General features: G+C 67.2%; 10 protein-coding genes and 1 pseudogene. 7 read left to right on the top strand and 4 right to left on the bottom strand.

The features are described from left to right. The first annotated feature begins 193 nt into the window (after window positions 1–193). Window positions 194–1,027: a pyrroline-5-carboxylate reductase gene (gene proC, locus QF031_RS02470; RefSeq protein ID WP_307423634.1), complete on the top strand. Its 834-nt coding sequence runs from the start codon at window positions 194–196 to the stop codon at window positions 1,025–1,027. On the opposite strand, the gene QF031_RS02475 is transcribed toward proC, so the two are convergent. After that, window positions 1,024–1,710 (bottom strand): potassium channel family protein, encoded by a 687-nt coding sequence (locus QF031_RS02475; protein ID WP_026265713.1) that lies wholly within the window; start codon window positions 1,708–1,710, stop codon window positions 1,024–1,026. The genes proC and QF031_RS02475 overlap by 4 nt on opposite strands. Then, window positions 1,703–3,136 carry a TrkH family potassium uptake protein gene (locus QF031_RS02480; RefSeq protein ID WP_307423637.1) on the bottom strand — a complete coding sequence of 478 codons (1,434 nt, stop codon included), beginning with the start codon at window positions 3,134–3,136 and terminating at the stop codon, window positions 1,703–1,705. The genes QF031_RS02475 and QF031_RS02480 overlap by 8 nt, the downstream gene beginning before the upstream one ends. Before the next feature lie 103 nt (window positions 3,137–3,239). Here QF031_RS02480 and QF031_RS02485 point away from each other — a divergent pair, with 103 nt between their 5' ends. Next, window positions 3,240–4,451 (top strand): acetoin utilization protein AcuC, encoded by a 1,212-nt coding sequence (locus tag QF031_RS02485; RefSeq protein ID WP_307423640.1) that lies wholly within the window; start codon window positions 3,240–3,242, stop codon window positions 4,449–4,451. Window positions 4,452–4,519: 68 nt separating this feature from the next. After that, window positions 4,520–5,146: an ArsR/SmtB family transcription factor gene (locus tag QF031_RS02490; RefSeq protein ID WP_307423642.1), complete on the top strand. Its 627-nt coding sequence runs from the start codon at window positions 4,520–4,522 to the stop codon at window positions 5,144–5,146. Between the two features lie 24 nt (window positions 5,147–5,170). Here QF031_RS02490 and QF031_RS02495 read toward each other — a convergent pair whose 3' ends face one another. Further along, window positions 5,171–6,508, bottom strand: coding sequence for an alpha-hydroxy acid oxidase (locus QF031_RS02495; protein ID WP_307423646.1), 1,338 nt, complete (start codon window positions 6,506–6,508; stop codon window positions 5,171–5,173). A 90-nt stretch (window positions 6,509–6,598) separates the two neighbouring features. Continuing rightward, entirely contained in the window at window positions 6,599–7,630 is a 1,032-nt protein-coding gene (locus QF031_RS02500; RefSeq protein ID WP_307423649.1) for a LacI family DNA-binding transcriptional regulator, read from the bottom strand. 353 nt (window positions 7,631–7,983) lie between these two features. Here QF031_RS02500 and QF031_RS02505 point away from each other — a divergent pair. The 4 genes and pseudogenes from QF031_RS02505 (at window position 7,984) to QF031_RS02520 (ending at window position 12,408) form a co-directional block, all read left to right on the top strand. After that, window positions 7,984–9,424 (top strand): annotated as a pseudogene (locus tag QF031_RS02505) (Gfo/Idh/MocA family protein). Window positions 9,425–9,434: 10 nt separating this feature from the next. Beyond that, window positions 9,435–10,400, top strand: a complete 966-nt coding sequence (locus QF031_RS02510; protein WP_307423653.1) for an NAD-dependent epimerase/dehydratase family protein — start codon at window positions 9,435–9,437, stop codon at window positions 10,398–10,400. After that, window positions 10,397–11,302 carry a 5-dehydro-4-deoxyglucarate dehydratase gene (locus QF031_RS02515; protein WP_307423656.1) on the top strand — a complete coding sequence of 302 codons (906 nt, stop codon included), beginning with the start codon at window positions 10,397–10,399 and terminating at the stop codon, window positions 11,300–11,302. Before QF031_RS02510 ends, QF031_RS02515 begins: the two co-directional genes overlap by 4 nt. Beyond that, window positions 11,302–12,408 (top strand): mandelate racemase/muconate lactonizing enzyme family protein, encoded by a 1,107-nt coding sequence (locus QF031_RS02520; RefSeq protein WP_307423660.1) that lies wholly within the window; start codon window positions 11,302–11,304, stop codon window positions 12,406–12,408. Before QF031_RS02515 ends, QF031_RS02520 begins: the two co-directional genes overlap by 1 nt. Window positions 12,409–12,434 lie beyond the last annotated feature (26 nt).

Below are 12,434 nucleotides of genomic sequence, written 5' to 3' on the forward strand. Positions count from 1 at the left end.
ACCGGGGCCGGCAACAGGAAAATGGGGGAAAACCTGTTGCCGTGCCGCCGGTGCCCTGGCAGGCATCCCCATGCCTGCCGCATCACTCGCACCCTCAATGAGGTAATAACTACGGTAGGACCCGAACTTGTGTGCTGCCTGCGCTGAAGATGGGAGTTGCCTGTGAATGCATCCGTCCTGCAATGATGGAGGCATGAGCAACCGAATCGCATTCCTTGGCTGTGGATCCATGAACGAAGCCATTCTTGGCGGCCTGCTGAAGGCAGGAACGGACCCCGGGGATGTGGTGGCCACTGTCCGCCGCGCTGAACGTGCCTCGGAACTGGCCGAACGGTACCAGGGGATCACCGCCATCGCCGGCGAGGAAGAGCCCGACAACAACAAGCAGGCCGCCAAGGGATCCGCCGTCGTCATCCTTGGCGTCAAGCCGGTGGGCATCACCGACCTGGCCCGGGAAATCAGCCCTGCCCTTTCGCCAGGAACCGTGGTGGTCAGCGTGGCCGCAGCGGTGTCGATCGCCCAGTTGGAGGCCGCACTCCCTGCCGGACAGCCGGTGATCCGGACCATGCCCAACACCCCCGCAAAACTGGGCCGCGGCGTCGTGTCCGTCTCGCCCGGAACACATTGCACCCCTGAACAGCTTCAGCTGGTCAAGGGCATCCTGAAGGGGGCGGGGACCGTCGTTGAGGTCCCCGAGGAGCAGGTGGATGCGCTGTCGGCCATCAGCGGATCCGGGCCGGCCTACGCCTTCTACCTCGCAGAGGCCATGGCGAACGCAGGCGAGGAGCTGGGCCTGGACCGGGAGTTGTCGCTGCTGCTGGCACGGGAAACGGTGGCCGGGGCCGGCCTCATGCTCGCCGAACCCGGGGCAAACCCCTCAGCCCTCCGCAAAGCGGTCACCAGCCCCAACGGCACCACCGAACGCGCCATCGCCACATTCGACGCACAGGGCATCCCGGCCATCATCGCTGCCGGCGCCAAGGCGGCAGCCGACCGCGCAGCCGAGATTACGAAACAGCTGGGCTAAGGCCGGGCCGCGAACCGCTCCAGCAGGTCCACGTGGCCGGAGACGATCAGCATGTCCCGGGAGGACACCTTGGTCTCCGGCCGGGCATAGGTGAAGTCTTCACCCGGGGACTTCACGCCCACGATGGTCACCCCGTACTTGGACCGGACCTTTGACTCGTCCAGGGTGAAGCCCACCGTTTCGCGCGGCGGGTACATCTTGACGATCGCAAAGTCGTCGTCGAACTCGATGAAGTCCAGCATGCGCCCGGACACCAGGTGCGCGGCCCGCACCCCGGCGTCGGCCTCGGGGTAGATGACGTGGTTGGCGCCGATCCGGGTGAGGATCTTGCCGTGCGAGGGCGTGATGGCCTTGACCCAGAGGTGCTCGATGCCCAGGTCCACCAGGTTGACGGTAATCAGCACCGAGGACTCGATGGAGGTGCCTACGCCCACGACGGCGGAGCTGAACTCCTGCGCGCCGAGCTGGCGGAGCGCATCGATGTTGGTGGCGTCGGCCTCCACCACGTGCGTCAGGAGGGGCGCCCATTTCTGCACCAGGTTCCGGTCCCGTTCGATGGCGAGCACTTCCCGGCCCTGCTTGACCAGTTGCTCCGCGGTGGATGATCCAAAGCGGCCCAGCCCGATCACCAGGACCGGAGCATTGTGGGCGGGGCGCCGGGGGGCGTCTGTGGAACTAGCCAATGATCGGCCTCTCTTCGGGGTAGTGGTACAGCTGGCTGCGCTGGCGCAGGGCCAGGGCAGCGGCAAGGGTTACGGTGCCCACGCGGCCGGCGAACATGAGGGCCGTGAGGACGTAGACGCCCTCGGGCGGCACCTCGGCGCTGAGGCCGGTGCTCAGGCCAACGGTGGCGAAGGCTGAAATCGTCTCGAACAGCACCCGGTCCAGTGACGCACCGCTGAACTGCAGGAGCAGGAAGGCGGAGACGGAAACCAGGGTGGCGCCGGCAACGATTACGGAGATGGCCACCCGCATGGTGCCCTGCGGAATGGTCCGGCCGTACACCTTCACGTCGGCATCGCCGCGGGCTTCGGCGATGATGGCCAGGAACATCACGGCGATGGTGGTCACCTTGATGCCGCCGGCCGTGGAGGCGGAACCGCCGCCGGCGAACATCAGGGCGTCGGTCAGCAGCATGGTGGTGGAATCCATCAGGTTCTGGTCCACCAGGTTAAACCCGCCTGAACGCATCATCACGGACGCGAAAAGGGCGTGCGTGATCTTGTCGCCCACGCTCATGGAGCCGATGGTCCGGGCGTTGTCCCACTCCATCAGCGCCCAGAGGAAGGTGCCCGCCGCCAGGAGGATCAGGGAGACCTGGATGGTGAGCTTGGTGTGGAGGTTCCACTTCTTCCAGTTCAGGCCGTTCTGCTGCAGGACCATCACCACGGGGAAGCCCAGGCTGCCCATGAAGACTCCCACCATGAGGGGGATGAGGATCCAGAGGTCCGTCTCGTAGGGGACGATGCCGTCCGAGTGGGGCGTGAAGCCGGCGTTGTTGAACGACGAGATGCCGTAGAAGACGCCGTGCCAGACCGACTGCCAGAACGGCTCACCCAGGGTCAGGAACCGGGGGATCAATGCGAGCGCCAGGATACCCTCGATGACCACGGATGTGGTGATGACGATCCGCAGCAGGGTGCCGACCTCACCCAGGCGGCCGGCGTTGTTCATGGACTCCGCCGCGATGATCTTGCCCCGGACACCCAGCCGCTTGCTCACCATCAGTGCCAGCAACGACGCCAGGGTCAGGGTGCCCAGGCCGCCAATGAAGATGCCCACCAGGATCACCAGCTGGCCAAAGAAGGACCAGTGGACCGCCGTCGACACCACCGTGAGTCCCGTAACGCACACCGCCGACACCGCTGTGAACAGCGCCTGGTGGACGGGGGTGGGGGTTCCGTCAGCTGAGGAGACCGGCAGGGACAGAAGGAACGTGAATACCGTGCAGACGGCGGCGAACGCCGTCAAAGCCAGCCGCGCGGGGGTGGTGTTGGCGATGTCGTCAATGAAGTCGCGCAGCCGCGTCAGGATCCAGAGGCCCTCCCGCTCCTGCGCCGGGGGGTGCCAGGCGGCCGGTGTCCGGGGCCTCGACTGGCTCTGCGTCATGTGTGGCTTTTCCTCGGTTGAAACGGCTTCCCCCAGTAGTAAACCACTAAAGCCCGCGTCATGGCCGGTGGGCGGCAGCGCGGGCTCGGGTAGCCTGTGATTGATGACATACCTGCCCGGCCTCAGCCAGCCCGCGCCGCCAACAATGGTGGCGTGGAGTCTTGACATGACAGCCTACAACTTTGGTCCGGGCCATCCCATGGCGCCGGAACGGATGGACCTGACGGCCCGCCTGGCCCGCAGCCTGGGGCTCTTCGACCTGGACCATGTTGATGTTGCAGCTCCGGATGTGGCCTCTGACGCTGAGCTGCAGTCCGTTCATTCGGCAGATTACGTTGCGGCGGTCCGCCGGGTCAGTGCAGACCCTTCGCAGCCGGACGAATCCCGGGGGCTGGGAACCGAGGACGATCCCGCCTTTGCCGGCATGCATGAGGCCGCTGCCCGCCTCGCCGGCGGGTCCCTGCTCGCGGCCCAGCGGGTGCTGGACGGGTCTGCGGTGCATGCCGTCAACTTCGGCGGTGGGATGCACCACGCCGCCCGGGAGCGGGCCAGCGGATTCTGCATCTACAACGACGCCGCGATTGCCGTGCAGAAACTGCTTGACGGCGGCGTGGGCAAAGTGGCCTACATCGACGTTGACGCCCACCACGGGGACGGCACCCAGAACATCTTTTGGGACGATCCCCGGGTGCTTACCATCTCGCTGCACGAGACCGGCCTGACCCTCTTTCCCGGCACGGGATTCGCCAATGAAATCGGTGGCCCCGCGGCCGAGGGAACGGCAGTAAATGTGGCCCTGCCTGCCGGCACGTCGGACGCCGGGTGGCTGCGGGCCTTCTACGCCGTGGTCCCGCAACTGGTGGGCGCCTTCGAGCCCGGGGTAATAGTGAGCCAGCACGGCTGCGACTCGCACCGCAGCGACCCCCTCACGCACCTCAACCTCAGCGTGGACGGCCAACGCGACGCAGCGAACGGCGTGGGACATTTGGCCGAACGCTACTGTGGCGGCCGTTGGATCGCCACCGGCGGCGGAGGGTACAACGTGCTGGACGTGGTGCCGCGGGCCTGGAGCCACCTGGTGGCCATCGCCGCGGGGCGGCCCGTGCCGCTGCGGACGCCCGTGCCCCAGGTGTGGCGGCAGTATGTGGCAGAAAAGTACGGCCGGGAGGCGCCCGCCCTCATGGGTGACGACGTGGAGCTGTGGTGGCGGTCCTGGGAAGTCGGTTTCGATCCCAACGATGCCGTTGACCGCACGGTGATGGCCACGCGGAAAGCCGTCTTCCCGCTGCACGGCTTGGATCCCTGGTTCGACTAGAAGCCGCCGGATTGCGGCGGCCGAAATAGTTGATGCCTTTCGGCGTATATGTCGCTAGGGTGGGAGGCATGGTGACAGACGACGTATTTGCCGTCATAGCGGAATCCACCCGGCGCGACATCCTGGTGGCCCTCCGGACGGGCGACAAAGCCGTAGGGGAACTGGTGGAGGAACTGGCAGCGAGCCAGCCCACCATTTCCAAGCACCTGAAAGTCCTCCGTGAAGCGCAGCTGGTCAGTATGCGCGCGCAGGGCCAGAAGCGGTACTACGCCCTGAACCGGGGACCGCTGGAGGGGATCGCCAGTTGGCTGGAGACGTTCGACGTCGGCACTGGCGCCAAAGCCGGCGTGTCACCAACCAGCCCGGACCAGGCAGCCGCAGCCCACCTGCGGGAGGGCGTTGCCGCTGCCGCCGGGCCCCTGCCCCCGGCCCCGCGGTCCATGGAACCGCGCACCGTGGAACCACGGCCCATGGAGACCGCCCAGCCAGCCAGGGAGGAAGCTCCGGCGCCTGTCCTGGTGCGGGAAGGCGCCGAGCTGAGCCCCGCCGTCGTGATTCCCGGCGGCACCGCCGCCCCCCTGAGCGACGACAGCGTTCCGCAGCAAATCGGACGCACGGTCGGCCGGGCCGCCACGAAGGCGGCCGACCTGCTGGCCAATCTCCCCAACCTGCCGAAGTTCGGGCGCAAGAAATAGGGTTTGGGCGCAAGAAGTAGCGCGCTACCTTCCCAGCAGCCGCACGTGGTCCGGGCCCAGCTCGGAAACGCGGCTGACGCCCAGGAGCGCCATGGTGCGGGCCATGTCTTTTTCGAGGATCTGCAGGGTTCGGTCCACGCCGGCACGGCCGCCGGCCATCAGCCCGTAGAGGTAGGCGCGCCCGATCAGCGTGAAGTCGGCGCCCATGGCCAGGGCCGCCACGATGTCCGCGCCGCTCATGATGCCGGTGTCCAGGATGATGGCGGCCTCCGTGTTGTCGGCATCGAAAGCCTGCCTGACCTCGGGGAGCAGGTGGAACGGGATGGGGGCCCTGTCCAGCTGGCGGCCGCCGTGGTTGGACAGGATCACCCCGTCGGCGCCGTGGTCCACCACGCGGCGGGCGTCCTCCACGGTCTGGATGCCCTTGACCACCAGCTTGCCCTTCCAGGTTTCACGCAGCCAGTCCAGGTCCCCGAACGTGAGCGTGGGATCGAACATGGAGTTGATCAGGTCCGCCACGGTGCCGGTGTAGCGGGACAGCGAGGCGAAGGTCAGCGGCTCGTGGGTGAGGAAGTTGAACCACCAGGCGGGCCGGTAGGACGCGTCGAGAACGGTCTTGAGCGTCAGCGCCGGCGGGATGGTCATGCCGTTGCGTACGTCGCGGAGGCGGGCGCCGGCCACGGCGGTGTCCACGGTGACCATCAGGGTGTCGTTGCCTGCCTTGGCAGCGCGCTCGATCAGTTCCAGCGAGCGGTCCCGGTCCGTCCACAGGTACAACTGGAACCAGTTGCGCCCGTTCGGCGCGGCGGCGGCCACGTCCTCGATGGAGGCGGTCCCCATGGTGGACAGGGTGTAGGGGATGCCGGCGGCTTCGGCGGCCTGGGAGCCCGCGTATTCGCCCTCGGACTGCATCATCCGGGTGAAGCCGGTGGGGGCGATGCCCACGGGCAGGCGGGACGGCTTGCCCAGGATGTCGGTGCTGAGGTCGATGGTGGAGACGTTGCGCAGGATGCCAGGCCGGAATTCGATGTCAAGGAACGCCTGGCGGGCGCGGCGGAGGGTGATCTCCTCTTCGGCCGCACCGTCTGTGTAGTCGAAGGGCGCCTTGGGCGTGCGGCGCTTGGCAATGTCGCGCAGTTCCCAGATGGTGCTTGCCCGCTTCAGCCGTGCTTCCTTGCTGAATTCGGGCTTCTTGAACTGCATCAGCGGGGCCAGGTCTGAGTACTTGGGGATGCGGCGCTTCAGGGCAGCGGGCAGGGCGGACGACGACGGGGCCTTGGCAGGTGCCGGGGCTGCGGGGATGTCCGTGGTCTCCGGCGCCGGGGTAGCCTCCGGGTTGTTGGGCTGGACGGTGTGGGTCATGGTTCCTCTTCCGGGGTGGGATAGCTTCGCGAAGTGGCAGTTGGCGGCAGTGCGGGCCAGCCGGACTGCCGCCAAGTGTCATCCCGCGGGTCAGCCGTGGACCGTGGTGCGGGGCGCCTTGGCCGGTCCCGTACTGGCCCGGACCTCCAGGCGGGGCTGGTAGCGGCCGGACGAATCGTTGCCTTCATTGCGGATCAGCGACCGGAGCTGGTGCCAGGCCTGTTCGCCCAGTTCGGTGATGGGGACCGCGGCCGTGGTGAGTGCCGGCGTCGTATACCTGGCAAAGGGGATGTCGTCGAAGCCGGTGACGGAGATGTCGCCGGGAACGTCCAGGCCGCGCTCGTGGAGGCCGCTCATCAGGCCCATCGCCACGAGGTCGTTGAAGGCAAGAATTCCGGTGGCTCCGCACGCCAGGACGGCATCCACTGCCTCATGCCCGGTGTCGAAATCCGAGCCGCCCTCCAGCATGGTCACTTCAACCTCTGGGTGGGCCGCCTTGAAGGTCTCCAATCCCCGAAGCCGCATGTCGTTGGAGGCGCTGTGGGGCGGTCCGGCAAGGAAGGCCAGGCGGGTGTGGCCCAGTTCCACCAGGTGCCCGGCGATGTCCTGGACGCCCTGGCCGTAGTCCACCACCAGGCTGGGAACGCCCGGGGTGGCGGTGGTGCGGTTGATCAGCACCATTGGGTGCAGGGAGGGGGCAATCTCCTCCAGTTCCGCATCCGACATGCGCGGGGCGCACAGGACCAGCCCGTCGCACCGCCGCCGCGCCTCGCCGGCAAGGATGGACTCCTCGCTGGAGATTTCGAACGAGTCGGCGATGAGAACCCGGTAGCCGTCCTGGGCCGCTGCCCGGCTGAGCCCGCGGAGGATCGCCTGGAAGGTGGGGTTGGCCAGGTCCGGGACCACGATGCCGATGGTGTCCGTCTTGCCCAGCGCCAGGCTGCGTCCCACCGGGTTGGGCTGGTACTTCAGTTCCGCGGCGGCCGAGCGCACCCTGGCGGCGATGTCCGGGTCCACGGTGTAGTTCCCGTTCATGACGCGCGAAACGGTGGCGTGCGAAACCCCCGCCTTCACGGCGACATCTGCGATGCCGATCCGGCCGCTTGCCGATCTCCTTGCCATAGGGAACCCTTCTTTTACGCCGCCGGACCGCATCCTTCCGGAATGGTTGGTGACCGGGAGTGCGCAGGCGTGGCGGCAGGTGCTTTGAGAGACAGCATATACGGCTATCGGAAAGCGATTTCTACCCTTTCCCGCCGGTTTTCCCCTGGTTGCGGGCGGGGTTGCAGCAAGAAGGGGCAGAAAACGCTTTCTTCCAGTGCCCGGAATGGTTGACGGATGAGCCGGCGGATTGATACAACTTCTATAGCGAGGCGAGAAAACGCTTTCTCAGGAGGGCGCTTCCGGGCTTCACCGCAGCACGTCAGCGGCCGCTCCCACGGCCGGGTATTGAGCTTTTTCGAAAGGGACCCACCATGGTCAACACAGCCGAGACCGCTTCGGCCGCAGCTGCCCCCCAGCCCGGCACTGCTGCCGCCGCCTTCAACGCAGTACAGGATGGCCGGAAGGCCCGCATTGCCCTGATCGGCACCGGCGGACGCTCCGAAATGTACATCCGCGCCATCTTCGGCAAGCACGCGGACACCGCCGAACTGGTGGCGTTCTCCGACGTGAACCCTGGGACGTGTGGAGTTCTACCAGAAGCTCATCCAGGAACTCGGGGCGCCTGGCCCCGTCGCCTCGTTCGAACCGGCAGACCTCACCGCCTTCATCCAGGCCAACAACATCGACCGCATCATCGTCACCACGCCGGACTACACCCACGCCGACTACATCGTGGAGGGCCTCCGCGCGGGTGCCGACGTCGTCGTCGAAAAGCCCCTGACCATCGACGCCGAAAGCTGCCGCCGCATCGTCCAGGCTGTCCATGAGACCGGCCGGAATGTGGTAGTTACTTTCAACTACCGCTACTCGCCGCGCAACAGTGCCCTCAAGGAAATCATCCAGAGCGGCGTGATCGGCAAGGTCACCTCCATCGATTTCAGCTGGGTCCTGGACACCGTCCACGGCGCTGACTACTTCCGCCGCTGGCACCGCGAGAAAAAGAACTCCGGCGGGCTGCTGATCCACAAGGCCTCCCACCACTTCGACCTGGTCAACTGGTGGATCGACGATGTTCCGGAACGGGTCTTCGCTTCGGGCGGCTTGAAGTTCTACGGCGACAAGAACGCTGCCGAGCGCGGGCTGGGCCCACGCCCCGAGCGCGGAACGCCTGACGCCGATGCCCCCGCCGGCGAGAAGGATCCCTTTGCGCTTGACCTGAGGGAGGACGAACGGCTGAAAGCCCTCTTCCTGGACAACGAGCACTACGACGGCTACCGCCGCGACCAGGATGTCTTCACCGACGGCATCACCATCGAAGACAACCTGGCACTGGTGGTGGAGTACCAGGGCGGCCCGCGCCTGAGCTACTCCCTGAACGCGCACAGCCCCTGGGAGGGCTACCGGGTGGCGGTGAACGGTACCGAAGGCCGGGCCGAGCTCGAGGTGGTGGAACGCGCGGCCGTCCTGCACAGCACCGACCAGAAGACCGTGGTTGACCCCAGCGCCACGCCTGTTGAGGAAGAGGACGCCGTCCGCCGCAACGGGGAGCGCCTGGTGGTCCAGCGCCACTGGGAGGCTGCCTACGAGGTGCCCATCGTCAACGGCGAGGGTGGCCATGGCGGCGGCGATGAGCTCCTGCTCTCGGACCTGTTCAACGGACCGGGCGAGGATCCGCTGGGCCGTCCGTCCGGCTACCTGGACGGGCTGCGTTCGGTGTCCGTCGGCATCGCCGGCAACCGCTCCCTCGAAACGTCCCTGCCCGTCCGGGTCGAGGACCTGGACCTCGGCGTCGACCTTCGCCGCGGCGAGTAAGGGAAAGACCATGAGCAGGATATTCGTAACCGGCGGCTCCGGCCGCCTGGGCCGCAGCGTGGTGGCGGGCCTGGCGCAGGCGGGCCACGAGGTAGTCTCAGTGGACCGCGACGCCGTGCCCGCTGAACTGCTGCCGGCCGGCGTCGTCCAGGAAACCGCCGACCTCCTGGCGCCGGGCGAGGCCTTGCGGCTGATCGGGGCAACAAAGCCCGACGCCGTCATCCACCTTGCAGCCATCGCCGTCCCGTTCAGCGCGCCCGAGGACGTCATTTTCGCCACCAACACCCGGCTCGCCTTCGCGGTCATCAGTGCGGCGACCGAGCTGGGCGTGTCCAGGATCGTCACCGCCAGCAGCCCCACCGTCCTCGGTTATGGATGCCCGGCGGGCTGGCTGCCGCCGTCGTTCCCGCTGGACGAGCGGACGCCGCCGAAGCCCTGGAACGCCTACGCCCTGTCAAAGCTCATCGCCGAACAGACCGTGCAGATGTTCGCCGCGGCGCAAGGGGAGAAGATCCGCTACGCGGCGTTCCGGCCGTGCTTTGTGATCTCCCCGGAGGAGTGGGCCGGCGCGCCGACCCAGCAGGGCCACACCCTTGCGGAGCGGCTGGCCGATCCTGCCCTGTCCGCGCCCGCCCTGTTCAACTACGTGGACGCGCGGGACGTGGCGGACTTCCTGGACCTGCTGCTAACAAAAATGGAAGACATTCCCAATGGGGAAACCTTCTTCGTCGGAGCAGCAGATGCTCTTGCCACAGCGCCCCTCGCGGAACTGATGCCGAAATTCCTGCCGGGCAGCGAAGCGCTCAGCGCCGGCCTCACCGGCACGAGCCCGGCGTTTTCCATTGCCAAGGCCCAGGCACTGCTGGGCTGGCAGCCCAAGCGCAGCTGGCGAATCGAACTGAAGTCCCACCAACCCCTCAACGACGAGGCTTCCACGCTGGTCACCGCCGGCGGCGGAGGCAAGGAGACACCATGAAATTTGACGGCGTACTGTTTTTCCCCGTCACCCCCTACGCGGCAGACGGTTCCGTTGACGTGAAACTGCTGAAGGAACACATCAGCTCCCGGCTGCCTTTCGGGCCCGGCGGCGTGTTCCCTGCCTGCGGGACCGGCGAATTCCACGCCCTCAGCATCGACGAGGTCCGCACCGTGGTGGCGGCCGCCGTCGAGGTTGTTGCCGGGGCGCTCCCCGTGGTGGCCGGTGCAGGCGGACCGCTGGGCCACGCCCTGGCCGCAGCCCGCGCCGCTGAGGAAGCCGGCGCGGACGCCCTCCTGGTGCTGCCGCCCTACCTGGTCACCGGTCCCACGGACGGGCTGGTGGCCTACATCGAGGCGGTAGCCAACGCCAGCAGCCTGCCGGTCATCGTGTACCACCGCGGCAACGCGAAGTTCACTGCCGCGTCGATGGCCAAGCTTGCGGCGAACCCCAAGGTCATCGGCTTCAAGGACGGCCTGGGCGACGTCGGCCTGGCCCAGGAGATCGTCTCCGCCGTCCGCGCCACCGGCCGGACTGACTTCGCCTTCTTCAACGGGCTGCTGACCGCCGAACTGACCCAGGGCGCCTACCGCGGCCTGGGCATCCCGCTGTACTCCTCTGCAGCGTTCGCCATGGCCCCGGAAATCGCCAAGGCCTACTACGACGCCTACGTTTCAGGCGACGAGGACCGGCGCAACGCCTTGCTGGAGGGCTTCTACGCGCCCCTGGTCCGGTTGCGCGACCAGACCCCCGGCTTCGGCGTTTCCCTGATCAAGGCAGGCCTGCGGCTGGGCGGGCTGCCGGTTGGTTCGGTGCGGCCGCCGCTGGTGGACCCCACGGAAGAACAGCTGGTGGAGCTCAAGGCGATCCTGGCCAAGGGCCACGAGTTGGCCGGACGCTGATGAGCGCCCCCGCGGCCGAATCCGTCCGCACCGTCCCGCGCATCACGGGCCTTGCCACACGGCTCATTACTGTTCCGCTGCGCCGGCACTGGGGTGCGGACGCGCCGGAGAACCACGTGATCGCCACCGAACTTTCCACGGACGACGGCGGCACGGGCTTTGGCTTCTCCTGGACCCCTACCATCGGCCCACAGGCAGTCAAGGCGCTGCTTGACCACGACATCGCACCCTTCGTCACCGGCCTTCCGGCCTCGCCTGAGGCGGTATGGGACGCTGTGTGGAAGCGGCTGCACGAAGCCGGCGGCGGCGGGCTGACCACCATCGCCATGGCGGGCGTGGACCTTGCGCTGTGGGACCTGCAGGCCCGGCGTGCCGGCACCTCGGTGACAGGTCTTCTGGGGCAGCGCCAGGAATCGGCCGAGGTCTACGGATCAGGGGTCAATCTGCACTACACCCTGGACGAACTGGTGGCGCAGGTGGAACGCTGGGTTGCCGCAGGCCACCAGGCGGTCAAGATCAAGGTGGGCAAGCCGGACATCCGCGAGGACGCCGACCGTGTTGCCGCGGTCCGCTCCGTCCTGGGCCCGCACCGCAGGCTCATGATCGACGCCAACCAGCGGTGGGATCTGCCCACCACCTTCCGCGCCCTGGATGTCCTGGCCGAATTCGGGCTGGACTGGCTGGAGGAACCCATCCGCGCGGACGACCTCTGGGCCTACCGGCGGCTGCGGAAGCATTCGCCGGTGCCTATCGCCCTGGGCGAAAACCTGCACACCATTTACCGGTTCCGCGATTTCATTGAGGCGGAGGCGGTGGACATCATCCAGCCCAACATCATCCGGGTTGGCGGAATAACCCCGTTCCGGAGGATCGTGGAGTTGGCACGGACCCACAGCATCAAGGTGATGCCGCACCTGCTGCCCGAACTGTCCGGACAACTGGCGCTGACCTTGGCGGAGCCCACCATGGTGGAGGATGTCGAAGAGGCGTCCTTCGAACAGCTGGGGATCCTCGACGGGCCCTCTCCGGTGTGTTTCCACAGCAGCAGGGTGACCCTCGCGGACCACGACGGGCTGGGTTTCCGCTTCAAGGACAGGCTGCAATGATGAATTTCCAGACGACCTCTATTGGA

The sequence above is a fragment of the Pseudarthrobacter defluvii genome (assembly GCF_030816725.1).
Classification (GTDB): Bacteria; Actinomycetota; Actinomycetes; order Actinomycetales; family Micrococcaceae; genus Arthrobacter; species Arthrobacter defluvii_A.